A 25,945-nucleotide genomic window follows, 5' to 3' on the forward strand; every position below is an offset into this window, starting at 1 on the left:
GGCCCTTTTTCAGGTTTCCGGCAGATAGAGGTAATAAGGATCGAAATCCGCGATCCTGTTCAGAGCTGCGCGATCCTGCACCACCAGACGTCCCTTGGCATAGGTGCAGCAGTTCGCCTCTCGCAAGCTGCGCAGTACGCGATTGACGTGCACCCCGCTCAATCCGCAGGCATCGCCGATATGTGGCTGGGTCAGGTTGAGCAGGTAGGTGTCGCCGGTAGTGCCGTGCCCTTCGTCCAGACGTGTCACGAGTTCAGCGAAAAGATTGGCAACGCGCTGCAGGGCCCGCATGGTGCCGTTACGCAGCGCCCAGTGCCGGTGAATAGCCGCGTCCACAAGGGTCAAAGACCAAAGCTGCCGCGAAAGTTCCGGATGACTGCCAAGGACCGCCTTCAGCCGTGTGTGGGACACCGCGGCCATTCGCACATCGGTGATGGCGACGATGTCATGGTCGAGTACCTTCAACGGATAGGCATGCAAGTCGACGAAGTCCCCGGGCACCTGCAGGGCAACGAGATGATGACGTCCGCTGTGATTGCGGCCAGTCCTGATTCTTCGTCCGACGATGCCGTCCAGCAGCAACAGGCTCTGCGACAACGGCTGACCCCGCTCGCTGACGGTCTCGCCCGCCGCACAATGGCGCAAGGTCGAGAATTCCGGCTCGATCCGTGTCCAGTGTGCATGCGTCAAGTGACGCAACATGCCGATCTGCGCCAGTGGCGCGGTCTTTTCAGGCATGGATATATGTACGTACAGGCGGGGCCAGTGCCAATTCGATGGGGGGAAACGTCACCGTTGGGGTGTCGATGCGGGCGGCCCCCGCGATTGCCGCGGCATAGCTGGCTTCGTAATTCTCGATCATGCGGGCAATGGTATAGCTTTCCGCGACCCTCTGATAGGGCACGGCGGGATCGATCCGCATCGCACGCCGCAGGGCCGTCGCAAGGTCGGGCAACCGATCCGGCGCGGCATAGATGCCGGCGGCGCCGATAACCTCTCGCGCGGCACCATTGGCAATGGCCGCGACAGGCAGTCCGGTTGCCATCGCCTCGATCGCCGCCAGTCCAAAGGGCTCCTCCCAACAGGGGGTGAACAGCAACACAGAGGCGCGACCGTAGGCTGCGGCAAGTTCTTGGCCCTGAAGGTGACCGCCATAGCGGATGCTATCGCCCAGAAAGGGCGCGATGGTGCGGTCGAAATAACCCGCATTTTCTATCGTGCCATAGATCGTAAGGGGAATGCCTGCCATGCGGGCCGCCTGCACAGCAAGGTGAGTGCCTTTGGTTTCAGTAATCCGTCCCGCCCATATGGCAGACCCGTCACCGCCCGGGGCATAGGGCCATTGCGCCATATCGATCCCGTTGTAGGCGACCGTCGCCTCCGGCGGTTGCCCGTCCGGCCACCAGACACGCAGTTGTCGATGGGACGTGACGGTAAACCGCGACCAAGGTGCCGCACTTTCGTGAACCGCTCGCCGCAATGCGTCGAAAGGCGGAATGTGCAGTGACGTGACCATCGGCAGTCGATGCACCCGGGCCAGCCGCGGCGGATAGCGGTGAAGCGAGTTGTTGTGGATTACATCGAAGTCACCCTCCACCAGAGCGCGGGCGGCGCGGGCGAAGCCTGCATCCACATGGGCGTTCAACGTCTCCGTGCCGTGATAGTCGTGCCAAGGATAACGTCGGTCGTAATGCTCTGGCAGGATGGGATAAAGTTTAACCCCGTCGGGCAGGCCTACTGCACTGTCTCCGCTTGCGAACAGCGTGACGTCGTGACCGGCGCGGGCCAATGCCGCAACGAGATGCCATGAATGCGCCTCCATCCCGCCCATGAAAGGGGGCGCGATGGGGTGCCGCACGTGTGATACGACCGCGATCCGCATCACTCGGCCGCGACGCCGGTGGCACCATGCACCGGGGACAGAAGATCCTCCTGTTCACGGTGCATGGTTTCTAGTCGCTCTACCATCGAAGCGTCCGACGGCGCCAATCCTGCCTTGGCGCGCTGTCGATCCTCGAGGATACGTATGACTCGCCCCGTGGCCGCATAGGGCATGTCCTCGGCCTGACGGCACAGGGCAAAATCGGCATCGTCAGGTTCGCGCAGAATGCGCAGGCCGGTGCGGCAATTTTCGATCAGGCCCATCATGCGGAAGGCGTGCAGCCAATGTTCCATCGTGCGATGCCCCCATTTCGAGGCGAAGAGCTCGCTGTTACGAATCACCGAGGCGACATGGTGGATCGGCGGCATGCAATGGTCGTGATACTGGTGGAACACCTTCGCGCCGCGCATCCACCAGATCGGCATCCCGATCTCTGATATGGTACGGCCGAAATCAGTATCCTCGCCCCCGTAGCCTTCGAACCGCGGATCGAAACCGCCGACCCGGTCCCAGCTGGCGCGCGACATCGCAAAGTTGAGCGACCAGAAGCAGCGATAATCGTGGCAGGCCCGGCGGGCCTCTTCCGGCGGGCCCTGCCGGTCGGAGTGGCGGACGGCGACCTGATGAAAGCGGTCGTAATCCCACCCTTCGGTGGCGGCGCCTGCGGGCAGGTACATGACTTCGCCCATGAACAGCCCGTCCGCCTCAGCCATCTGTGCGGTGTAGTCCGCGACCAAACGAGGCGCCGGGATACAGTCGACGTCCAGAAAGATCAGAACTTCGCCAGCGGCATCTTCAGCTACGCGGTTGCGGGCCCGTGCCAGCGGCAGGGCCGTGCCGTCGATCATCACCTGCCGGATGGGAAAGGACGTTTCCGGCAGGTTGCTATAAGGTTCGTCCTGCATGACCCCAATGATCAATTCCTGTGGCTGACGGGTCTGCCGAGTCAGGCCCAGAACGACGTTGTGCAGATGTGTCGCGCGCCCCCGCGCCAGCGTCAGAACGGAAACGGGTGCATCGATGGCAGGCAGATGGGCATTCATGATCGTGCTCCTATGTGTCGGCCCGCGCGGTGACGCGGCCCGTGGTCAGGGGGGTGAGGGTGGCATCGGGCCAAAGGCGTGCAATCAGCGCCTCAAGCCAGTCGGCGGTACGGGCAGCGGAATCCGGCGTCACGCAGGCCCGCTGACGATCCGGATCGTGGCCCGTATGCGCCGCTTCGATTGCGGCACGCCATTGCTGGACAGAGGACGGCAGACCCGGCACCGCATGGGCGACGCCTTCGCGGTGCAAGACACGGGCCTTCTCGACCTGCTCGTCGAAATACCGCCATTCCGGCACCGCGACCCAAGGTTTGCCGGCTGCCAGAACCTGCTGGCATGTCGTGTTGCCGGTAGAGGCGACGATGCAATCCGCAGCCGCGATGTAATCGGCGATGTTGTTGACCCAGCCATCGTGACGCAGGTTCGCCGGCTCTGTCGCATGCCAGTCCCGGGCGATCGTGCCCACTGTCAGCCAGAGGCTACCGGGCAAGGCACGTGCGCCGACAGCAATGGGGGCAGAGGGGAAACCCGTGCCACCACCGCCCGACAGCACCAACACGACATTCCGGTCATCGGCGATACCGAGCCGGCGCCGTGCAACCTGTGGATCGGGAAGGTTCAGATCGGCGCCCAAGCCGCCGGCGAAGCAGGTCTTTTCCCGCATCGCGTTGTTCCAGTCGTCCTGCGCAAGGCATGCAGCCCCCGGCACCAGCAATCCCGCGGCACCGTCATAGGCCGCGCGGTGGCCCGGGTCGTCGCGCCGCCCGTGCTGCAGCACCTTCACATGCGGCACGGAACAGATGCGCGCCAGTTGCGCGACCTCGGCCGAGACATCGCAAATCATCAGGGCCGGGTTCGCAGTCATGAACCACTGCGCCATAATACCCATGGCCGCGCGGATGCCGGGCCAGCCGAGCGGGGCACAATGCAGCGTGTCCGGCTGCGATGTGAAATCGCTGGCGACCTCCTCGCCCGTGGGTTCGAATAGCGACGGGATCACCACGATCTCCACTCCGGCCCGCAGCGGCGGAAAAATGTCGTCCCGGGCGCAGAAGATCGTGACCGGCCGATGCGCCGGCAGGGCATTGACGATGGCGGCGCATCGCTCTGCGTGGCCCCTCCCCTGATGGTGGACGAAATAGCCGATGGGGGCAGCGGGATCGAAGGCGCGAAGAGGAGCGTTCATGACGCGATCCGCAGGCTGGACACCGCGAAGGGCCGGTAAGGTAAGGATGGTTTGTCGCTTCCCGCCAGACCGAAAGCCGTCAGCCCTTCCAGAACACCTGCAGCGTAAGACGCACGGGCGTGATAAAGATGCGGCAGACCCTGCAGATCCGCGATTTCCGGCAGAGCGTTGCCGACGACGATGCCGCGGCCGCAGGACGTCAGCATGTCCACATCGTTACCGCTGTCGCCAGCGGCGATCACATCCGCCGCCGTCATGGCATAGCAGCGTGCAAGGTACGTCAGCGCCTTTCCCTTGCCGCCTTGCACCGGCAAAATATCGATCAGCCGACCGTGTGACGCGATGACCTTGGCCGCCAATCCTGCGGCGCGCAACACTTGGCGAAGACGGTCCGCCTCTGCAGAGTCACCGAGGCAGCCGAATTTCCAGCGCCGCTGCTCGATATCCGCTTGCCAGGCGATGCCGGCCGCTTCGACACAGGCGGCGATGTCTGCGGATTTCCAGTCACTGTCGAGCAGCTTGGCGTAGTCGGCATCGAGCACCCAACGACCCGCGTCGTCCCGACGGTGAATTTCCGTCCCAACAGCCGTGACGAAGACGTCGGGCAGCGGCAGGGACCAGTCCTGTAAGATCCGCCGTGCCTCGACGATCGAACGGCCTGTCGCCACGACAAAAAGCCCCCGGCGGTCGGCGTGCCACTCCGCCAGCGCCGCCGCCGCCCGGGCACAACCGGTCAGGGTATGATCGATGTCACTGCCAAGGATGTAGGCCGGTCGCGGATTGATCCATGGGGGTGCAATCAGGTCCGCGCAGATCGCTGTGACGTGATCTGCCCATACGGTCCAGTCAAACATGCCGACGTTGCGCAGCGCCGCCTGTGCGTGGCAATCCCATGCAGCGGGGTCGGACAGGAGTCCCGTCAACCCTGCCACGATGGCCGCTTCGTCCGTCGGGTCGAGCGTAATGCCGTGGCCGGTCTGCGCCAGAATATCCAGCGGCCCGCCCCGGTCGCCGGCCACGACCGGCAGACCGTGGCTTGCCGCCTCCAACAGGGTCAGCCCGAAGGGTTCATGAAACGCAAGGTTGACGAAGACACCGCGTGTATCACGCGCCTTCGCATAGATCGCGACGACATCGGCAGGCGTGTGACGTGCCGGTAGCGCAACCTTTCCCCGCAGATCGGCGCCCGCAAGAATGTCATTCAGTTCGGCCCAGACAGCTGCGGTTTCAGCACTCTCTTGCACATCCGCACCGTGTTGACCGGCCAGGATCACCAGATTGGCACGATCCTGCAGTGCCGCGCTCTCCGCATAGGTTCTTGCCAACTGCTGCAGGTTCTTGCGCGCGACGGGTCGAGCGATCGCCAGGATCATCGGCAATTCTGGCGTGGCAAGGCTGTCTTGGACCAAGGTGCTGGCTACGGCTTCCGTCGTTTTCCCCGCCCCAGTCAGGTCCACACCGGGCCAGACCCGGTAGACCTTGCCATCGACCTGCAGGCCATAGGCGGAAATCTGACGCTCCGCCTCGTCCCGCGACGAGACCACGATTGCATCCGCCGCGTGCAAGGCGGCCTTCTCCTGCGCAATCCGTGCTGTCAGAAGCGGACCGGCCACGCCCTTGAGATGGGTTAGCTTGTCGATACCGAGAGAATGGGGCGTGTAGATGAAAGGAATATCGAAACGATCCTTCGCCGCCTGTGCCAGCAAGGCGGCATCGGCAAAGTGCGCGTGGATTACGTCCGGGCGTTCGTCCAGATCTTCCAGCATGGTCAGGAAGGCATCGATGAGAGCCGGCAGTTCGGCGGCAAGGGCCTCCTTGGCGAGGTATGCACCGTTTGCCGTCCTCAGCCTGCGAATGACAAGCCCCGGTTCCACGGGCTGGTAAATCCTCGCATGGTCTTCGCCGAGCGAGGGATCATTGAAGGCTCTTGTCACAACGGTCACAGATGTCACATGACTGCATTGAGCCTGAGCCGTCGCAGCGCCCAGGACATAGGCAATGTGGCCGCCGGTATCCTCGGTCAGGCCATAATTGACTCGTGGGGCCGTCAGGCAACCCCCCAGTGCGAGATGGAAAATGTGCATATGGTATCCTCTGATGTCCGATAACGTCCCCCCCTCCCCCCGGTTCCGAGGGCGGCCCTCGCGCAACTGGGCCGCCACGATTGAGGCGTCAAATTTCTCGTGGAGTCCGAAAAGGTTGCATCTGGCAGCTGACATCTGTCGTTAATAATTGTTAAGACGAGGAGGGCGGATCGATGCCTTACGGGCGGGATTATCGCTATGTTTTTGTTGCAGGTTTGCATCGGTCAGGGACCAGCCTGACGGCACGGCTGATTGCCGATCTGCCCGGCGTCGGTGCCATCACCGGCGCACCGGTCCCAGAGAGCGAGGGCGCCTATCTGCAGGGCGCTATCCCGCACCACGCCCGCACAGGCATCCCGATGCATTTCGCGACCGACCCTCAGCAGCACATGACAGAGGGGCACACCCTGGACCGTCTGGAAACACGCCAGCGGATAGAGGCAGACTGGGACCCTTGGTATCCGCCGGACTGCCGCTGGCGGGTCGAGAAATCGCCGGTCAACCTGACGCGCATGCGTCTTTTGCAACAGCTCTTTCCGATGGCGCATTTCGTTGTTGTCATTCGACATCCAGAGGTTGTCGCTGCGGCTGTTGCGAAATGGGTGGATGCCCCTGCCCCGGCCCTGATCGACCATTGGCTGGACGCGCATGACCGCGTCAGAAATGACCTGACATATCTGCACGCCGCGGCCGTCGTACGTTACGAGGATCTCGTGCGGCACCCGTCCCGGATCACCGCAGGCCTGGCCGCCTTTCTTGACATCGCAACACCCACATTCGAGAGCGAGATCATCCGCGACGGCAATGCAGACTACCCCGATGCGTTGAAGATGTCGTCAACTCAGGCTGATCGTGCCGCCGTTTGGGGCTACGGTCCACGGCAGGAAGCAATTTCTACGTGGCAGACGCCGGTCCGTCACCCCCTTCGCAGCATTCGAGAGACGGCCTACAATGCCTTTGGGGGTCTGAAGGAGACCAGATAATTAGGCTCAAAACTGCGCCATTAATCGGAGGGTCGGCCGTTGTGGCGCATATGACGGACCTGTTCACCGAAATCGCAACGTGTCGAACGATAGGTCAGATGTCACAAGACTGAGGCAGATGTCGCGTCCAATGGCGAAAAAATGGCGCGGTGATCTGTCGTCGGGCGACTGTCAGGGAACGAATACCGTCCCACATCATTGAGATGGGGTAAGTGAACGGCGTGAAAGGCATCGGATCATGGTAGAAAATCCGCGACAGTCTCGTGACTCCCTTCAGCAGCTTGCAGCCTCTCGGATGGTGATCGAGGCCGTAACACCCGAAGTCAATGCAGGCAGGTTCGCGGCGAAGGCGGTCGCCGGTTGGCCGCTGACGGTTTCTGCCGACGTTTTCGGTGACGGGCACGAAGTCTTCGCGGCGGCCGTGCTCTCGCGGGCGGAAGGTGAGGCAGACTGGACTGAAACGCGGATGCAGGCCCTGAAGAACGATCGCTGGCAGGCCGCGGTGACGTTTGAAACGCCGGGTCCGCATATCTTCACGATCCGTGCCTGGCGCGACGTCTGGGGCACTTGGCGCCGTGACGCCGTCAAGAAGATGGCCGCCGGGCAAGATATCTCGGTCGAGATCGAGGAAGCGCGCCTGATGATCGCGGCCACGCCGGCGAAGGGTGCGGACGCGAAGGAGTTGAAGGCCTTGGCGAAGGCCATGAAGGGAAAGACCGCCGTAGATATCGCGATGTCGGACGACACCGATGCCCTGATGCGTCGTGCGGGTCCCCGTGCCAATGCCTGCACCTATGACCGCGAGATTCCGGTCTGGGTCGACCGCGAGGCCGCGGCGTTCAGCGCATGGTACGAACTCTTTCCCCGCTCTACCGGTGCAGAGGGTGAGCATGGGACATTTCGGACGACGATCGAGCGCTTGCCTTATGTGAAGGATCTGGGCTTCGACGTGCTCTATTTTCCGCCGATCCATCCAATCGGTACGACGAACCGCAAGGGCAAGAACAACAGCCTGACTGCCGGGCCCGACGATGTCGGCTCACCCTATGCCATCGGATCGCCGGAGGGTGGCAACTCTGCCGTTCATCCCGCACTCGGCACACTGGATGATTTCGATACGCTGATCGACGCCGCGGCGAACCATGGGTTGGAAATTGCGATGGACATCGCGCTGAATGCCTCGCCCGACCATCCTTGGATTGCAGAGCATCCCGATTGGTTCGAGCGCCGCCCGGACGGAACGATCAAGTACGCCGAGAACCCTCCGAAAAAGTACGAGGACATCGTCAATTTTCGCTATTACATGGACGACGGCCAGCCGAACGCGCCCTTCTGGCAGGCAATCCGCGACATGTTCCTGTTCTGGGCTGACCACGGCGTGCTTTGCTTCCGCGTCGACAACCCGCACACGAAACCCTTTCCGTTCTGGGAATGGATCATCGCAGAAGTTCACGCCCAACATCCCGGCGCGATCTTCCTGTCAGAGGCCTTCACGCGTCCCAAGGTGATGAAGCGGCTGGCGAAGGTCGGCTTCAACCAGTCCTACAGCTACTACACGTGGCGGAACGACAAAGCAGAGCTGACCGAATACCTGACAGAGCTGACGACTGAGGAGTGCCGCCATTACATGCGGCCCAACTTCTTCGTCAATACGCCCGACATCAACCCTGTCTTCCTGCAGACCTCCGGTCGGCCGGGTTTCCGCACGCGTGCCATTCTGGCAGCCAGTCTGGCGGGCAACTGGGGGCTCTATTCCGGTTTCGAGCTTTGCGAAGCGGCCCCCTTGCCGGGCCGCGAGGAATACCTCGACAGCGAGAAGTACGAGTTGCGTCACCGCGATTACGACGCGCCCGGCCACATCAAGGACGACGTGCGCCTGATCAACCGCATCCGCCGGGAACAGCCCGCGATGCGCGACTTCACCAATCTTAAGTTCGAGGTTGCCCACGATGACCGCGTGCTGTCCTACGCGCGTCACGATGCCGAAACAGGCAATTTCATATTCTTCCACGTCCTGATTGATCCCTTCGCTCCCGCGGAATTCACCTTCGAGATTCCGCTGTGGAAGTTCGGGCTGGACGATCATGCCTCGATCGAGGTGGAGGATCTGATTAACGGCAACCGCTTTACCTGGCACGGCAAGTATCAGACCCTGCACCTCGACCCTGAATCCCGACCCTACGCAATTTGGCGCCTGATCGCGCCGGGAGAGCCCCGCTGATGAATATCAAGACCGACGTGACCGCGACAGACGAAACCAAATTCGACTGGTACAAGGACGCGATCATCTACCAGCTGCACGTCAAGGCGTTCCAGGACAGCAACGGCGACGGCATCGGCGATTTCGCAGGTCTGATGCAGCGGTTGGACTATGTGCAGGACCTCGGGGTCAACACGATCTGGATCCTGCCGTTCTACCCCTCGCCTCTGCGCGATGACGGCTACGACATTGCCGAATTCAAGGAAGTGAACCCACAATACGGCACGATGGCGGATTTCGAGGCTTTCGTCGACGAAGCTCACCGCCGTGGACTGAAGGTCATCACCGAACTCGTCATCAATCACACCAGCGACCAGCACGAATGGTTTCAGCGCGCCCGCCGCGCACCCAAGGGCAGCCCGGAGCGGGATTTCTACGTCTGGACCGACGATCCGACCCAGTGGATGGACAAGACCCGCGTCATCTTCAACGACACCCACGACAGCAACTGGTCATGGGATCCGGTGGCAGAGCAATTCTACTGGCATCGCTTCTTCGATCATCAGCCGGACCTGAATTTCGACAACCCCGCCGTGATGGAAGCTGTGCTGGATGTCATGCATTTCTGGCTGGACAAGGGCGTCGACGGCCTGCGGCTGGACGCGATCCCTTACCTGGTGGAACGCGACGGCACCAACAACGAGAACCTGCCGGAAACCCACGACATCCTGAAGCGCATCCGCGCCGACCTCGACAAGCACTACGAAAACCGGATGCTGCTGGCCGAGGCGAACCAGTGGCCAGAGGACACGCGCCCCTATTTCGGCGATGACGACGAATGTCACATGGGATTTCACTTTCCCCTGATGCCGCGCATGTACATGGCCGTCGCGCAAGAAGATCGTCACGCGATCACCGATATTATCCGCCAGACGCCAGACATCCCCGAAAACTGCCAATGGGCGATTTTCTTGCGCAACCATGACGAGCTGACGCTGGAAATGGTGACAGACCGGGAGCGTGACTACCTCTGGGACACCTATGCCGCCGACAAGCGCGCGCGGATCAACATGGGCATCCGGCGCCGTCTGGCGCCCCTGATGCAGAACGACCGGCGCAAGATAGAGCTTCTGAATTCGCTGCTGATGTCGATGCCCGGCACGCCAGTCCTTTATTACGGGGACGAGATCGGGATGGGTGACAACTACTACCTCGGCGACCGCGACGGTGTGCGCACGCCGATGCAGTGGTCGGCCGACCGCAACGCGGGCTTCAGTCGCGCCAGCCCGCAGCGCCTCTACCTCCCGACGATCCAGGACGAGACCTACGGCTATCAGGCGATCAACGTCGAGGCGCAGCAGGCCTCGCCCTCGTCGTATCTGCACTGGATCAAGCGCATGCTGGCCGTGCGGATGAAGCATTCGACCTTCGGGCGGGGCGAGATCGACATCCTCTATCCCCAGAACCGCAAGATTCTCGCTTATATCCGCCGGACCGGCACGCTGGGCGAAGAGGGTGCGACGGCGATGCTCTGCGTCGCGAACCTGTCGCGGTCGGCGCAAGCGGCGGAACTCGATCTTTCGGCCTTTGCCGGTCGGGTGCCCGTGGAACTGTCGGGCCAGTCCGCCTTTCCACCTATCGGTGATCTGCCGTACTTGCTGACCCTGCCGGCCTACGGTTTCTACTGGTTCGAGCTGGCCGACAGCAATCAGGCTCCGTCGTGGCATGCCCCGGTCGCCGGCACGCTGCCTGACTTTTTGACCCTGACCACCCGCGACGGTCGGTTGACGACGGCACTCGACGGACGCGAAGGGCGTGATTTCGTCAAGTCCACCTTGCCGCAATACCTGTCCCTGCAACGCTGGTTCGCCGGCAAGGGAGAGCGGACCGGAGCAGTCAGCCTGCGAAAGCTGGGTGAATTGTCCGACGGCAAACATCTGCTCTCGATTGCCGATGTCGAAGTCGGCGGCGATACGCAATCCTATTTCCTTCCATTGTCGGCGATCTGGCGCGAAGAGGCGCTGACCCTCGGGCCGCGCCTACCGAACACGCTGGCAAAGTTGCGGCGCACCAATCGCGTCGGTGCACTGATGGACGGGGTCGTCGACGAGGACATGAGCATCGCGCTGCTTGAAGCAATACGCAGCGGTCAGGATATGACGGCCGGCGACACGACCCTGCGCTTCACCCGGTCTGACCGGCTGGATGATGTGAATACCGACACGGACGTGCGTCTTCTGCCCGGCGAGCAATCCAACGCCTCGATCGCATTCGGCGACCAGATCGTGCTGAAACTCTATCGTCGCCTGCGCAGCGGTGTGCAGCCGGATATCGAGATCGCCCGTTTCCTGACGAACGAAACGGATTTCAAGAATGCCCCGGCCCTGTTGGGTACGGTGGATCTTGTCGAAGCCGACGGCGCGGTAACAACTCTTGCGGCAGCGTTGGAGTTCGTGCGCAACCAAGGCGACGCGTGGGCCTATATCACTGCGGCACTCGACCGCGACCTGCAGGCGAGAGAGGTGCAGCCCGAGGAGGAGCAGGAAGGCACCATCATGGGCGGCACGCTCGATCTTGGCGCCGTTTTGGGTAAGCGCACTGCGGAACTGCACCTCGCCCTCGGCAGCGGGTCCGATGAATTCTCTGCCGAGCCGCTGACCCGCGACGATATCGCAGCGCTGGCGGATGAGACGGAGGCCGAGGTCAAGACGCTGTTGGACAACCTTGCCGCCGTCACCCTGACTGGCGACGCAAAGGTTCTGGCAGACGAACTGCTGTCCCGCCGGGACGAATTGATCGGGCGGTTTGCCGCCTTGCGCAACATGGATCCCTCCGGTGCACGCATTCGCGTCCATGGCGACTATCATCTGGGTCAGGTGCTGGTATCGCAGAACGACGTTATCCTGATCGACTTTGAAGGCGAACCGACGCGGCCCCTGCACGAACGCCGGATCAAGACTTCGCCCCTGCGCGATGTCGCCGGCATGCTACGGTCCTTCGACTATGCCACATGGGACGTGCTGCACCGGCGTGTCGATGCGGGCTCCCACCGCGACTGGGTCCAAGACCAGGTGATCGGCTGGCGGAATGCGACCTCTGCCGCGTTCCTGAATGCCTACCGCAACACCATGGGCGACAGCGCGATCCATCCCGGCGATAGCGCCATTGAAAGCGCCTTGCTTGACCTCTTCCTGATCCGCAAGGCGGCGTACGAGGTGGAATACGAACGCGCCATGCGGCCAGCGTGGATCGAGACACCGCTGCATGGCCTCCTCGACATTTTGAACGGAAAGGACGCGTCATGATTGCGACGACCTTCGACGACCAGATGGAATCCATCCTTAGGGGCCGCCACGGCGACCCCTTCAGCTTCCTCGGCATGTTCGAAGCGGACAAGACCGTGACGGTGAACGCCTTTGCCCCCGACGCGGGAGAGGTCTGGGTGACGGATGCCAAGGGGCGCGATGTGGCGCAGCTGGACAAGGTCCATCCGGAAGGGTTCTTCTCCTCCACTATCCCGGGCAAGAAAAAGCGCTTTGACTACCGCCTTCGGATGCAGGCCGGCGACCACCGCTGGATGCGCGACGATCCCTACCGGTTCGGCCCGATCCTGGGCGAATTGGATGAATACCTGCTGGGCGAAGGCCGTCACGAGGAGCTTTACGCCAAACTCGGTGCCCACCCCGGCACCCACGAGGGTGTAGACGGCACAACCTTTGCCGTGTGGGCTCCGAACGCCCGGCGCGTCAGCGTCGTCGGCAACTTCAACGCATGGGACGGGCGGCGGCACCCGATGCGACGGCGCGGCGCCTCTGGCGTATGGGAGCTTTTCATTCCCGAGGTCGTCCGCGGCGACACCTACAAGTACGAAATCCTCGGCGTTCACGGGCATTTGCAGCCACTCAAATCCGATCCGGTCGGCTTTCACGCCGAACAATCTCCCGGCACGGCCTCTATCGTCGAAGGCCGCGTGCACCACACATGGACCGACGACGGTTGGGTGAAGGGCCGCCCGCAAGACCTGCGCGACAAGCCCGTGTCGATCTACGAGGTCCACCCGGGCAGTTGGCGGCGCGGCGACGGCGACACGATCCTCGACTATGCCGCAATGGGCGATCTGCTGATCGACTACGTGACTGAAATGGGCTTCACCCACGTCGAATTCCTGCCGCTGTCGGAACATCCCTTTACCGGGTCATGGGGTTATCAGCCGATCGGGATGTATGCCCCGACGTCCCGCTTCGGCACCCCGGAACAATTCGCGCAGATGGTGGACAAGCTGCACGGTGCTGGCATCGGCATCATCGTCGACTGGGTGCCGGCGCACTTTCCATCCGACGCGCACGGTCTGGCGCAGTTCGACGGCACGGCGCTTTATGAACACGCTGACCCGCGGCAGGGATTCCACAAGGACTGGAACACGCTGATCTATAACTTTGGCCGGCGCGAGGTGGCAAACTTCCTGCGCTCTTCTGCGATCTACTGGCTGAAGGACCTGCATGTCGATGCCCTGCGGGTCGATGCCGTAGCCTCCATGTTGTACCTCGACTATTCGCGCAATGACGGCGAATGGATCCCGAACGCTTACGGCGGACGCGAAAATCTGGACGCAATCGACTTTCTGCGCGGAACGAACGCACAGGTTGCCGAACGCGTGCCGGGTGGCGCCACCATTGCAGAAGAAAGTACCGCATTCCCCGGCGTCAGCCGTCCGACGAGCGAAGGGGGCCTTGGTTTCAACTTCAAATGGAACATGGGCTGGATGCACGACACGTTGCAGTACATGGCCGAGGATCCGATCAACCGGAAATACCACCACGACAAGATGACCTTCGGTTTGGTCTATGCCTTCTCCGAAAATTTCGTCTTGCCGCTCAGCCATGACGAGGTTGTCCATGGGAAGGGATCGATGCTGGGCAAGATGCCCGGCGATCGCTGGCAGCAATTCGCGAACCTCCGCGCCTACTATGGTTTCATGTGGGCGCATCCCGGCAAGAAGCTGCTCTTCATGGGCGGCGAATTCGGGCAGGAACGTGAATGGAATCACGACCGCAGTCTCGATTGGCATCTGCTGCATGATCCGGCTCATGACGGTGTCCGTCGCTTGATCGCTGACCTGAACGCGCTGTATCGCAGCGAAGGCGCGCTTCACGAGCGCGACTGCGATCCCGCCGGCTTTCAATGGATCGACGGCGGCAACAAGGATGACAATGTATTCAGTTTCATCCGCTATGGACACGACGGAACCGACCCGGTCGTTGCAATCTGCAACATGGCCCCTGTCGTGCGCGAAGAATACAATACCGGCGTGCCATCATCGGGTGTCTGGCGAGAGGTTCTCAATACCGACGCTGCGGCATACGGCGGCAGCGGCACAGGCAACCATACCCCCCTGCGCGCCAGTGACGATCCGATGCACGGGCAACCTGCAAGGATTAGCCTGACTTTGCCGCCTTTGGCAACTGTATTTTTGAAGGGCGAATGATCCTCGTCCTCAGGACCTTTGCCACTTGAACGATTCAGGCGCCGGCACCGTGTAAAATGATGTCGCGATTGCGACGCAACGCATTGCCCATGGCAACGAGGTCTGTCGTCGCCACAGGATCGCGATAGCGCGTGTTGTTGGCAAGCTATTTGCAACGTCGAACAATGCATTGCGGCATTCTTCCGCCCCCTGCACGCACCTCTTACTAGGTCCCATCCACTTGATGGATCGCAACGAAAGCCGCCACTGGCGGCTTTCGACACGTACAGATTTGCAACGAAAGGCAAGTAAATAAAACAACCTCGCACCAAAGATTCGCCATACTTCGCGTTCAGATGAATACAGGTAAATGTTTCGTAAAGATTAAGGAGCCTTGGACGACAACCGGGCGTGCCATCCGAACATGATATGGAAACAGTATGCCGCACCTGACCGAAACGACCCGAAAGCCGAAACTGATTTCAGGCTACCGTCTCAGCATGGCTATCGAATGGCAGACCACTCTGATGCAATCAAAGGGTCAGACATGCTTCGGTCGTGCGTCATGACAGCCGCGATGTCCGGGCGCACGGCATTCGCAACGCCTCGGTACCGGCTGAAACACCTTCAGGATTACGCTCGGGCGGTCAAGGCGCTGACCTGGCAGCGGCAAAGCATTTTTGCGGCCGTTGCCGTCCTGACCGGTTGGTTCTTTACGCCTTGGAAGGCAGAGCTTTTCTTTGCAATCGGCATGCTTTGCGAATTGGCGGACCTCCGGCTTGCCAATCGCGTCGACCGTGTACGCGAGGGCGATTACAAGACAATGTCGAAGCTAATGACGGGCTTCGTGATCAACACTGTCATCAGTTCGCTGACCATCGGCATTTACGCCATGTGGGTTGGCTTGACCGAAGAAGGCGTCGGCCTCTTCACCGCCCTCTTCTGTTTGTCGGCGGGCGCCATATTTGCAGCCATCAACAACCATCAGATCGTGCGCTTGCTGGTGATCCGGTTTGTCATCTACGGCGTCGCATTCCTTGTGCTGACAACACGGGACCTGATCGTTTACCGGCCACCGCTCACCTCTGAGCTCTGGCTTCAGTTCTTCACGGTCATCTTCGTGATGTATTTCCTGATCGACTGCTCGCGCAGCTTCCTGCGGATGTACCGTCAGGACCTGAAGCGTCTGGAAGACCTGCAGCAGGAACATGAACGTACCAAGGCGGCGCTCGTCGTGAAATCGCAGTTCGTTGCAGCGGTCAGCCATGAACTGCGGACACCTTTGACCTCGATCAAGGGTTCTCTCGAACTGGTCAACACCGGCAAATTCGGAGAGATCCCCTCACGGGCAAAGCATCTGCTGGAGGTGGCAGGCCGCAACAGCAAGCGCCTTGCAGACCTCGTCGATGACTTGCTTGATCTGCAGAAGCTCGAGGAAGGGAAGATGACCTTCGACAACCAGACAATAGAAGTCCGGTCCTTCCTTGCCGACGCGGTCAACGACCATCAGGGGCTGGCAGACCAATACAACGTGACCCTCAACATTCACCTCGAGGATACGCCCGCGGTCCATGTCCGTGCCGACAGATCGCGGCTGATGCAGGTTCTGGCCAATATCATCTCGAACGCGGCGAAGTTTTCGATGGCAAAGGGCGATGTCGATATCGGACTGTCTGTGGCGCAGGGCTGGATCCGAATCTTCGTGCGCGACTACGGGATCGGGATTCCCGAGGACGGTAAGGAAAAGGTGTTCGGACGCTTCACGCAACTCGATCCATCGGATCAGCGCAAATGTGGTGGCACGGGACTGGGCATGAACATCTCTCGAGAGATCATGTCCGCTTTGGGCGGGCTAATCGATTACGAAAGCACCCTAGGCGTCGGTACGACGTTCTATGTCGATCTGCCTCGTGTCACTGGGCCGGAGGATCGTGATATGTCCGCGCGTGCTTGAATCTTCAGCACTCCATCAGCTAACGCGCATCAAGTAAAAAAATCGTTAACTTTTTTGTGAGAAGTGGCTTGATGGTCTTTTGGATCGGGACTAAGTTCAATTTGTCCGCGTGCCGAAGGTAGACTTATCTATTTTAGGTTGCGAACACTGTTTTTGACCCGAGTGTATCGTTTCCTAATCGTTTGGCTTTGCCTTGATCCCTGAAAGATAACCGCACAAGTGTCGCATTTTTTTGATGTCGTGATCGGCTTAGCCGCGCTCGCATATTTCTTGGTCATCGCTGCAGCTACGAAGCAGCACTTCTCCTCCGAAAAATACCCGGTCGGCATGATGCTGATATCGACCATCTCGCTGGTCGGCATTTCGGTATTCATGGCGCACGCCTTTCTGACATCGCTCGAATATCGTGCAGTTGTCTTTGGCATGATCCTGGCCGCTGCGGCGTTGTTTGCTTGGGCGATCAGGCACAGCCACAACCGAAGGCTTTCCCTTGCCTTCGATGAGGATCTGAACATCGACGGGATCATCACAACGGGTCCGTGGCATTATGTCCGGCACCCGTTCTATTCATCCTACGCCCTATTCTGGTGCGCCTGCGCATTGGGAACCACCCACGTCGCGTCGATCACGGTCTGCGTGACGCTGGTATTCATCTACATCTATTCCGCGATCAAGGAAGAAGCGGTCCTCGATCGCAGCGATCACGGGTCCGATTATCTCGACTACAAATCCAGAACGGGATTCTTCTTCCCCCGCTACCGTCTGAAGCCCTGATGCTGCGGACGGCAAAGTTCGATGTCACCCGCGTGCAATCGGACAGTGATCTTAGCGCGGTTGGTTCGTTTCGTTACGACTGCTATCTGGCGGACGGGTTGATCGGCAGCCGTACAGACAGGCGTTTTCTTGACGAATACGACTATGTCGAGAATGCCCAGGTCTACATGCTGAAATCCGGTGACCGGATCGGAGGCACAATCCGCCTGCATATCCTGAAGGGGTGCGATGCCCGTTCGGCAACGATGTCCGCCTTCTCGGACATCCTGAAGCCCAAGATATTGTCGGGCCTGACGCTGATCGACGGTGCGCGGTTTGCTGTTGCCCCCGACCTTGGGGCGCTGCGCCTTTCAGTGGCGCGGCAGACGCTGCGGGTCTACGCCAACTTCGCCAAGCTTCATGACGTGGACTACGGCATCGCCGCCGTCTCGGAGGAGAGGGTTGCCTTCTATCGCATGCTCTATGGCTTCGACCAGTTGTCTGAACCAAGGTCCTACGGCGGGCTTAGCAAGCAACTCGTCCTCATGGGCGTCGACCTCCACACCTCCGGGTTCGCGGATAGGCACGCCCGTGTCAGCTGATGGCAATTGAACCCGATCAGGCCGAACCGATGTTCCTGTCGTAGGCGTTGCGCGCCGCCTCGACTGCGTGCATGTTTTCATTGGCCCAGCGATAAATCGCCTGAAACGGCGGCAATAGGGTAAGTCCCAACGGTGTCAATTCATACAGCACGCCCGGCGGCGTGCAGGCAATGACGCTGCGCGCGATTATGCCGTTACGCTCCAGCCGTTTCAGCGTCATCGACAAGGACTTCTGCGACACACCCTCCAATCGACGCTTCAGGTCGTTGAACCGAGTGGCGCCACCGTGCAGGACAGTCATGATCATCATCGACCACTTGTCGGCCACCTGATCGAAGAGCAGGCGCGACGGGCAATCGACAGAGAAGTGCGAGCCTGCGCAGGACGTGTCGTGACGCATGGTTTCCTCCAAGTAACCTGGTGTCATCAAGGTGCCCTCTGGACACCTGGTGCATGATGTATACCTAGACGGTCGCAATGACAAAACTAATCAGGACACGTCATGAAGACCGACACTCTTTTTCGCCCCTTTAACTTCAAGGGGCTGGATCTGCCCAACCGCATCGTCATGGCCCCCATGACGCGCAGCATGGCGCCCAAAGGCATCCCCGGCCAGCCGCAGGTTGACTATTACACGCGTCGTGCCGCCGCCGATGTCGGCCTGATCCTGACCGAAGGCACCGTGGTCGACCGTCCAGCATCGCGCAATTTGCCGGGTATCCCGTTTTTTCACGGTGAAAAGGCCATGGCGGGCTGGAAGGACGTGGCCGACGCCGTTCATACGGCAGGCGGTAAGATCGCCCCGCAGATCTGGCACACCGGCTCGACCCGTGGAGGTGACTGGGAGCCTGAAGCTGAAGTCGAAAGCCCTTCTGGATTAGTGGGCCCAGGTGAACCGCGCGGGCGCGCCATGACGGACGAAGACATTGCCGACACGATCGCGGCCTTTGCATCGTCTGCGAAACTGGCCAAGGACGCAGGCTTCGACGCGGTAGAGGTGCATGGCGCCCATGGCTACTTGATCGACCAGTTTTTCTGGTCCGGCACGAACCTGCGCGACGATGCGTGGAACGGCCCGACGATCAGGGAACGATCACGCTTCGCCGCCGAGATCGTCACGGCAATCCGCGCCGCCGTCGGCCCCGACTTTCCCTTGATCCTGCGTGTTAGCCAGTGGAAACAGCAGGATTATACCGCCCGCCTTGCCCCTACCCCGGACGAGATGACCGATTGGCTGATGCCGCTGGTCGAAGCCGGCGTCGACGTGCTGCACTGTTCCCAGCGCCGCTTCTGGGAACCCGAGTTTCCCGAAATTGACGGCGATGACGGCCTGAACTTCGCCGGCTGGGCCAAGAAGCTGACCGGGGCAGCCACAATCAGCGTAGGCTCCGTCGGCTTGAACTCCGACTTCGGTGGCGCCTTCGCGGGTCAGGGCTCGCAGACCACACCACTCGACCGCTTGATCGGGAGGATGGAGCGTGATGAGTTCGACCTGATTGCCGTCGGCAGGGCCATCCTGTCGGACGCACAGTGGGTCGAAAAGGTTCGCGACGGGCGGATGGGCGATCTGAAAGGCTTCAATGCGGAAGACCTGAAGGTTCTTGCATAGACGATCCGGCGGGCCGGTCAGACCGGCCCGCCATCGCATTTGCTTCTTGCGGGGAATGACTGCCCCCGTCAGTCCGTCAACGGACGCGCCGTTGAAAGATCCGGCGCCAGATGAACGACCTCGGATCGCGCGCCAACAGTCAGGTGACCGGCCGATCCTTTGTGCCGCAGCACGCCGGCCGGCGCGGCGGTAGCCATGACGATGGCTTGCTCACGGGATATTCCGACTTCGTTCACCATGACGCGAATCGCTTGCGGCAGCGACAGGTCCGCCCCCGCAAGCGTGCCGTCCGCCAGCGTCAGCCGCCCGCCACGACGCAGGATCTCTCGCCCGTTCAGGGTGAAACGATCGATATCCGTCCCCGCGGGCGCCATCGCGTCGCTGACAAGAAACATCGATCCCGCGACCTTTGCATGCAGTGCCGCCCTGATTGCCGTCGGATGGACGTGGATGCCGTCCGCGATGATGCCCGCGGCGCCGGCCCCGTCCAGTGTCGCACCCACAAGTCCCGGTTCACGGTGGCCCAATCCGCTCATTGCATTGAACAGATGCGTGGTACAGCGCGCGCCGGCCGCGAAGGCAGCCCGGCAGGCCTCGAACCCCGCATCGGAATGACCGAGTGAAACGATGACGCCCGCCGCGCTCAACTGGGCGATCTGCGCGGGCGTCACGGTTTCCGCGGCGACAGTCAGCATCAGTTTTGGCAACTTTGCCGCCGCAGTGCAAAGCATCGCCATGTCATCATCGTCGAGTGGCCGGATCAGCGACGCATCATGCGCGCCCTTGCGGGCCTGCGAGAGATGCGGCCCTTCCAGATGCAGCCCGATGATGCCGGGTACCTTGCCCACCGCCTCCACCGCCGCGGCGATCGCTGCGCGGGACATATGACGCCTGTCGGTGATCAAGGTCGGCAACAAGGCCGTCGTGCCCATCCGCCGGTGAGCCTCGGCAATGGTTCGCAAGGTCTCGACCGTGGGTGCGTCGTTGAACATGACACCGCCTCCGCCGTTCACCTGCAGGTCGACCAAACCGGGGCACAGCGTGCCACCATCCAGCGTAACGACCCGCGCACCGGGCGGCACGGTGCTCTCTATCCCGGCACAGACGTCATCCTCCATCACCAGCACGGCACCGGGGTGAAGCCGGTTACCGTCGTGGATGTCGCAGCCGGTGTAGGCGATGGCGTTCATGTCGTTTCCGTCACCTTGCGTAGATGGCGCGGTGTGTCCGGATCAATGCCACGCCCCACCGCCACACGCTCGACCATCGCATAGAAGGTCGCGATCAAGGCCACGACATCCGTCAGCGGATGACCGGTGCGCACCACCGGCAGGACTGTCGCATGCCGGACCTTGTCGCTCGTGGCAAAGACCGCCGCACCCTTCTGCGCAATGGCGTCCGCCGCCTCGGCCAGCGACGCCTCTGCCGCGTCGGCGGCGCAGAGCGCCAGCACCGGAAAGCCCGGATCGACCAGCGACACCGGACCATGCAGCACCTCTGCAGATGAATAGGCCTCTGCGTGCATGAGGCAGGTTTCCTTGAACTTCAGCGCAGCTTCGCCCGCGATGGCATAGGCCGGTCCCCGCCCGAGACAGTAAAGGGACGCCCGTTTGTCCAGCGCGGCGCGCAACTCCGGCCAGTCCAACACCACGGCACGGCTCAACGCCTCTGGCAAATCGTGCAAGGCAGCAAGAAGCACCTTGTCCTGCGCCCATTCCGCCAGCAGCCACAACGCCGCTACGCAGGAGTTAACGAAGGTCTTGGTCGCGGCCACACTGTGTTCCGCCCCCGCGTGCAGGTGCAGGGTCCGGTCACATGCGGCGGCAAGTGGCGAGTCAGCCTCGTTTGTCAGCGCAAAGGTCAGCGCCCCGCCCCGCGCCGCCATCTGCGCCACGGCGACAATGTCAGGGCTTTGCCCCGATTGCGACACCGCCACGCAGGCGCCTCTGTCCAGCCGCATCTGCCGGCCATAGATCGACGATACCGACGGCCCAAGAGACGCGACCGGCACCCCCATCAGGATTTCGGTGGCGTATTTGAAGCAGGACGCGGCATGATCCGACGATCCCCGTGCCGCCGTCAATAGAAAGGCCGGATCGCGATCGCGCAGCGCGGACCCGGCGTCAGCCATTGTCGTGCCGCCCGCGGCCAGCAGTTGCGCCACGGCCTGCGGTATATCCCTGATCTCGCCGTACATCTTTGTCTGCAGCGCCATGGCGGCCCCTTCAATCCTGTGACAGTCGCAGTTCCGCGACGAAGTTATAGGCATCACCCCGGTAGACCGACCGCGTGAACTCCGCCACGCCCCCGTCCTCCAGATAGGAAATTCGCTCGATTCGCAGCCCGGCCGCGCCGGTCGCCACCTGCAGCAGCGTTGCGTCCTCGGCGCCAAGGTTCACAGCCGAAATCTTCTGCAAGGCCCTGACCGGACGGTGACCGTCCTCTGCCAGAACGGCATAGAGCGAGGTCGTCACCTGTCCGGGATCCGGCAGCAGGGCAAGCGGCAGGGTCGCCTGCTCGATCGCCAGGGGACGGTCATCCGCCAGCCGCAGGCGGGCCAACCGCGCGACGCGGTCTTCCTGCCGCAGGCCGAGGGCAATGACCTCATCCGGGGACGGGTCATGCACACCACGCCCCAACCACCGGGTCGTCGTCGTCAAACCGCGCCGGGCCATGTCCTCGGTGAACGAGGTCAGACGTGACATGGATTGTTCAAGTCGGACTGGGGCGGCCGCCACGAAGGATCCCGCGCCCTGTTTTTGCACGATCAGACCGTCGCGAACGAGCATCTGCACGGCGCGGCGCACTGTCACGCGCGACAAGGCGGTCAGTTGCGCAATTTCGCGTTCCGGCGGCAGGGTGCTGCCGGGCGGCAAAAGGCCCTGCGTCATCGCTTCGGTCAGCCGCTGAAACAACTGCGCGTAAAGTGGCCCGTTGCGGACCGACTGCCACTGGTCCGGCGCGAGGAAGGCCGCGATGTTCACGCGGCCCCCTTCGCCAACAAAAATGCGCCGTCGAGGGCCGATCCCTGCGGCGCCACGAACTGCCGCCCGTCCCGCGCCAACAGATCGTGGTAGCGGGGACCAAGCCCGCCGATCAGGCACAGCGGCATGCTGTCATCATGGCCAAGGGCCAAGAGAGCGCGTTCCAACCAGTCCGCCCCCTGCGCCACAATCGCCCGCGCCGCCGGATCGTCGGCCTCCAGTACGACCGGCGCCAGTTTGCCGTAGTCCGCGGGACGGGCGGTCGCGGCGAAACGGACGATGGCGGTGGGGTCGTCGTCGAACCGGGCCAGCAGCGCCTGTGCCATGGCGCCGCGCGGTGTCAGGCCATCCACCGCTTCCAGCGTCGCGGCCAGCCCCGCCCGGCCGATCCAGGCGGCGGACCCATTGTCCGACACCTGCAGCCCCCAACCGCCGACGGAGGTCACGACGCCGTTCCGCTTCAGACCCACGAAGCTCCCAGTCCCGAGCGCCAGCACCGCGCCGTCCTGCGGACCCAGCGCCCCCGCGACCGTCGTCGGCATGTCGCCGGTCACGGTACAACGTTTCATCGGCATCCGCGCCGCCACGGCCCGGCACACATCGTCAGAGATCGCCCCCGCGAGGCCCAGGTGACCGATCGCCTCGGGCAAGGCACCGGAAACAGCATCGGAAATAAGCGACAGGGCATTCAGGATGTTTGCGCAGGCCCCATCGAAGTCCGAGGTCACGTTGGAGGGCCCGCCCTCTGCCCGCGCTAGAACCGCGCCGTCCGCGGACCACAGGGCGACGCGGCAGCCGGTTCCGCCACCGTCCACGCCAAGGTAAAGAGGTTCGCTCGCCGTCATGCCATACCTTTATAATACCTTTGGCGGCGAACAAATCCCAATTCGGCCCCCAGAACCGGATTTTCGAAGCGACACGTCGCACGATCAGAAAGAATCTGGACAAGAGGTATCTGAAAGGTATTACTGACCACAAAGGAGAGTGTCACATGGCCCTGCCCCGGACCGAAGCCCGCACGACCGACGAGACCGCGATTGACCGTCTGGATGGGGCCGCCGCGCTGACACGCATGATCGACGTTCAGATCGAGAGCCTCGCCACGTTACGCGCGGTCCTGCCTGCGCTTGATGCTGCCGCCGACCTGGTGGCGGAAACCCTGCGCGGCAGCGGCCGGCTCGTCTATGCCGCGGCAGGATCTTCGGGCCTGATGGCGCTGGCTGATGCCAGCGAACTGCCGGGTACCTTTGGAATCGATCCCGATCGTATCGCCATCCGCATGGCGGGCGGCATCCCGACCGATGCCCGGATGCCCGGCGATACAGAGGATCTGGTCGACGCCGGTCTGACGCTCCGTCCCGGTGACCTGCTGATTGCCATATCGGCCAGCGGCAGTACCCGCTGGGCGGTCGATGCCGCTGCGCGGGCCCGCGCCGATGGCGTGCCAGTGATCGGCATCGCGAACAATCCGGATACCCCCCTCTTGCAAACGGCGACCGTCGCAATTTGCCTCGCAACCCCGCCGGAGGTGCTGGCCGGATCGACACGCATGGGGGCGGGCACTGCGCAGAAGGCGGCGCTGAACCTGATCTCGACCCTTGCAGGCGTGCGGCTGGGCCATGTGCACGACGGCGATATGGTCAACCTGCGCGTCGACAATGCAAAGCTGCGAAACCGGGCAGCCCGGATCGTCGCCCATATCGCGCGCGTCAGCGATGCTGTGGCGACCCAGTCCCTGAACGCCGCCCGTTACGACACCAAGACGGCCTGTCTTATCGCCGCCGGGGCCTCGCCTGCCGCGGCCATTGAACTTCTGACCCGACACCAAGGCCACCTGCGACCGGCGCTGGCGGCCCTGCAAGACCAAGATGCCCGCTAGAACGGGCCTGCCATCTTCAACACCTGGGAGACGACAATGAACTACCGTACCTTCACGGCCACGCTGCTGGCCTCGACCTTGCTTGCGGGCTCCGCCATGGCGCAGGACGTCACGCTGACCATCGAAAGCTGGCGCAACGACGACCTGTCGATCTGGCAGGACCAGATCATCCCGGCGTTCGAGGCGAGCCACCCCGGCATCAAGCTGAATTTCGCCCCCTCCGCGCCCGCGGAATACAACGCCGTCCTGAACTCCAAGCTCGACGCCGGATCGGCGGGCGACCTGATCACCTGCCGGCCCTTCGACGCCTCGCTGGCGCTTTACGACGGCGGCAAGCTGGCCGATCTGACCGATCTGCCGGGCATGGCCAACTTCTCTGACGTGGCGAAATCCGGCTGGTCCACCGACGACGGCAGTGCCACCTTCTGCGTGCCGATGGCGAGCGTGATCCACGGCTTCATCTACAACAAGGACGCCTTCGCGGAGCTGGGGCTGCAAGAGCCCAAAACCGTCGACGAGTTCTTCGCCGTGCTCGACAAGATCAAGGAGGACGGCACCTACATCCCGATGGCGATGGGCACCAACGACCAGTGGGAAGCCGCCACGATGGGCTACCAGAACATCGGCCCGAACTACTGGAAGGGCGAGGACGGCCGCACCGCGCTGATCAAGGGCGAGCAGAAGCTGACCGACGCCGACTGGGTCGCCCCGTTCGAGCAACTGGCCCGCTGGAAGGGCTACCTCGGCGAGGGGTTCGAGGCACAGACCTACCCCGACAGCCAGAACCTCTTTACCCTCGGCCGTGCTGCAATCTATCCCGCCGGTTCGTGGGAGATCTCGGGCTTCAACGGCCTCGCCGATTTCGAGATGGGGGCTTTCCCGCCGCCCGTTCCGAACGAGGGCGACGAGTGCTACATCTCGGACCATGTCGACATCGCGATCGGCATGAACAAGGCCACGGAACACCCCGAAGAGACGAGGACGTTTCTAGATTGGGTCGCGTCGCCCGAGTTCGCCAAACTCTATGCCAACGCCCTGCCTGGCTTCTTCCCGCTGTCCAACGAGGCGGTGGAACTGGACGACCCGCTAGCGCAGGAGTTCGTGAGCTGGCGTGACGAGTGCAAGTCGACGATCCGGTCCACCTACCAGATCCTGTCCCGCGGCACCCCGAACCTGGAAAACGAGACTTGGAACGCCTCCGCCCAGGTGATCAAGGGCGAAGAGTCGCCGCAGGACGCCGCCGCGCGCCTGCAGCAGGGCCTTGAGTCCTGGTATACGCCCGGTCAGTAAGTGCACCCCGGCCCCGGCGTCTGCGCCGGGGC

At 62.2% G+C, this 25,945-nt stretch carries 20 protein-coding genes; 10 read left to right on the plus strand and 10 right to left on the minus strand.

The window, feature by feature from the left end:
• Positions 1-9: 9 nt before the first annotated feature.
• From BUA54_RS15780 to BUA54_RS15800, 5 genes are read right to left on the minus strand one after another with little or no spacing between them, the layout of a single operon-like run.
• Positions 10-738, minus strand: a complete 729-nt coding sequence (locus tag BUA54_RS15780; protein WP_072858229.1) for a Crp/Fnr family transcriptional regulator — start codon at positions 736-738, stop codon at positions 10-12.
• On the minus strand, positions 731-1,858 hold the full coding sequence (locus BUA54_RS15785) for a glycosyltransferase (RefSeq protein ID WP_245810719.1): 1,128 nt from the start codon (positions 1,856-1,858) through the stop codon (positions 731-733). The genes BUA54_RS15780 and BUA54_RS15785 overlap by 8 nt, the downstream gene beginning before the upstream one ends.
• Positions 1,859-1,881: 23 nt before the next feature.
• Positions 1,882-2,925: a glycosyltransferase family 2 protein gene (locus tag BUA54_RS15790; RefSeq protein WP_072858231.1), complete on the minus strand. Its 1,044-nt coding sequence runs from the start codon at positions 2,923-2,925 to the stop codon at positions 1,882-1,884.
• Between the two features lie 10 nt (positions 2,926-2,935).
• A complete protein-coding gene (locus tag BUA54_RS15795; RefSeq protein WP_072858232.1) occupies positions 2,936-4,111 on the minus strand; it encodes a glycosyltransferase in 1,176 nt (391 codons plus the stop codon).
• A complete protein-coding gene (locus tag BUA54_RS15800; protein ID WP_072858233.1) occupies positions 4,108-6,195 on the minus strand; it encodes an HAD-IIB family hydrolase in 2,088 nt (695 codons plus the stop codon). The genes BUA54_RS15795 and BUA54_RS15800 overlap by 4 nt, the downstream gene beginning before the upstream one ends.
• 173 nt (positions 6,196-6,368) lie before the next feature.
• Here BUA54_RS15800 and BUA54_RS15805 point away from each other — a divergent pair, with 173 nt between their 5' ends.
• The 7 genes from BUA54_RS15805 (at position 6,369) to BUA54_RS15835 (ending at position 18,151) form a co-directional block, all read left to right on the plus strand.
• On the plus strand, positions 6,369-7,178 hold the full coding sequence (locus tag BUA54_RS15805) for a sulfotransferase family protein (protein WP_072858234.1): 810 nt from the start codon (positions 6,369-6,371) through the stop codon (positions 7,176-7,178).
• 238 nt (positions 7,179-7,416) lie between these two features.
• A complete protein-coding gene (locus BUA54_RS15810) occupies positions 7,417-9,399 on the plus strand; it encodes an alpha-1,4-glucan--maltose-1-phosphate maltosyltransferase (RefSeq protein WP_072858235.1) in 1,983 nt (660 codons plus the stop codon).
• Entirely contained in the window at positions 9,399-12,683 is a 3,285-nt protein-coding gene (gene treS / locus BUA54_RS15815) for a maltose alpha-D-glucosyltransferase (protein WP_072858236.1), read from the plus strand. The genes BUA54_RS15810 and treS overlap by 1 nt, the downstream gene beginning before the upstream one ends.
• Positions 12,680-14,863, plus strand: a complete 2,184-nt coding sequence (gene glgB, locus BUA54_RS15820) for a 1,4-alpha-glucan branching protein GlgB (protein ID WP_072858237.1) — start codon at positions 12,680-12,682, stop codon at positions 14,861-14,863. The genes treS and glgB overlap by 4 nt, the downstream gene beginning before the upstream one ends.
• 544 nt (positions 14,864-15,407) lie before the next feature.
• A complete protein-coding gene (locus BUA54_RS15825; protein WP_072858315.1) occupies positions 15,408-16,796 on the plus strand; it encodes a sensor histidine kinase in 1,389 nt (462 codons plus the stop codon).
• Between the two features lie 219 nt (positions 16,797-17,015).
• On the plus strand, positions 17,016-17,570 hold the full coding sequence (locus BUA54_RS15830; protein WP_072858238.1) for a methyltransferase family protein: 555 nt from the start codon (positions 17,016-17,018) through the stop codon (positions 17,568-17,570).
• Positions 17,570-18,151, plus strand: coding sequence for an N-acyl amino acid synthase FeeM domain-containing protein (locus BUA54_RS15835; RefSeq protein ID WP_072858239.1), 582 nt, complete (start codon positions 17,570-17,572; stop codon positions 18,149-18,151). The genes BUA54_RS15830 and BUA54_RS15835 overlap by 1 nt, the downstream gene beginning before the upstream one ends.
• A 16-nt stretch (positions 18,152-18,167) precedes the next feature.
• On the opposite strand, the gene BUA54_RS15840 is transcribed toward BUA54_RS15835, so the two are convergent.
• On the minus strand, positions 18,168-18,551 hold the full coding sequence (locus BUA54_RS15840; RefSeq protein WP_072858240.1) for a winged helix-turn-helix transcriptional regulator: 384 nt from the start codon (positions 18,549-18,551) through the stop codon (positions 18,168-18,170).
• Positions 18,552-18,653: 102 nt separating this feature from the next.
• On the opposite strand from BUA54_RS15840, the gene BUA54_RS15845 reads away from it, so the two are divergent.
• The gene (locus tag BUA54_RS15845) at positions 18,654-19,760 is read left to right on the plus strand and encodes an NADH:flavin oxidoreductase (RefSeq protein ID WP_072858241.1); all 1,107 of its coding nucleotides are present in this window, start codon (positions 18,654-18,656) and stop codon (positions 19,758-19,760) included.
• A 68-nt stretch (positions 19,761-19,828) separates the two neighbouring features.
• Here BUA54_RS15845 and nagA read toward each other — a convergent pair whose 3' ends face one another.
• Genes nagA through BUA54_RS15865 form a run of 4 tightly spaced genes read right to left on the minus strand, consistent with a single transcriptional unit; the run spans position 19,829 to position 23,589 of the window.
• The gene (nagA, locus tag BUA54_RS15850) at positions 19,829-20,950 is read right to left on the minus strand and encodes an N-acetylglucosamine-6-phosphate deacetylase (protein WP_072858242.1); all 1,122 of its coding nucleotides are present in this window, start codon (positions 20,948-20,950) and stop codon (positions 19,829-19,831) included.
• Entirely contained in the window at positions 20,947-21,975 is a 1,029-nt protein-coding gene (locus tag BUA54_RS15855) for an SIS domain-containing protein (protein ID WP_072858243.1), read from the minus strand. Before BUA54_RS15855 ends, nagA begins: the two co-directional genes overlap by 4 nt.
• Positions 21,976-21,985: 10 nt before the next feature.
• Positions 21,986-22,744, minus strand: a complete 759-nt coding sequence (locus tag BUA54_RS15860; RefSeq protein WP_072858244.1) for a GntR family transcriptional regulator — start codon at positions 22,742-22,744, stop codon at positions 21,986-21,988.
• Positions 22,741-23,589: a glucosamine kinase nucleotide-binding domain-containing protein gene (locus BUA54_RS15865; RefSeq protein ID WP_072858245.1), complete on the minus strand. Its 849-nt coding sequence runs from the start codon at positions 23,587-23,589 to the stop codon at positions 22,741-22,743. Before BUA54_RS15865 ends, BUA54_RS15860 begins: the two co-directional genes overlap by 4 nt.
• Before the next feature lie 146 nt (positions 23,590-23,735).
• Between BUA54_RS15865 and BUA54_RS15870 the strand changes: the two genes are divergently transcribed.
• Both BUA54_RS15870 and BUA54_RS15875 read left to right on the plus strand, forming a co-directional pair.
• Positions 23,736-24,623, plus strand: a complete 888-nt coding sequence (locus BUA54_RS15870) for an N-acetylmuramic acid 6-phosphate etherase (protein WP_072858246.1) — start codon at positions 23,736-23,738, stop codon at positions 24,621-24,623.
• 36 nt (positions 24,624-24,659) lie between these two features.
• Positions 24,660-25,913: an ABC transporter substrate-binding protein gene (locus BUA54_RS15875; RefSeq protein WP_072858247.1), complete on the plus strand. Its 1,254-nt coding sequence runs from the start codon at positions 24,660-24,662 to the stop codon at positions 25,911-25,913.
• The last annotated feature ends 32 nt before the right edge of the window (positions 25,914-25,945 follow it).

Source organism: Loktanella atrilutea (genome assembly GCF_900128995.1).
GTDB classification, from domain to species: Bacteria; Pseudomonadota; Alphaproteobacteria; order Rhodobacterales; family Rhodobacteraceae; genus Loktanella; species Loktanella atrilutea.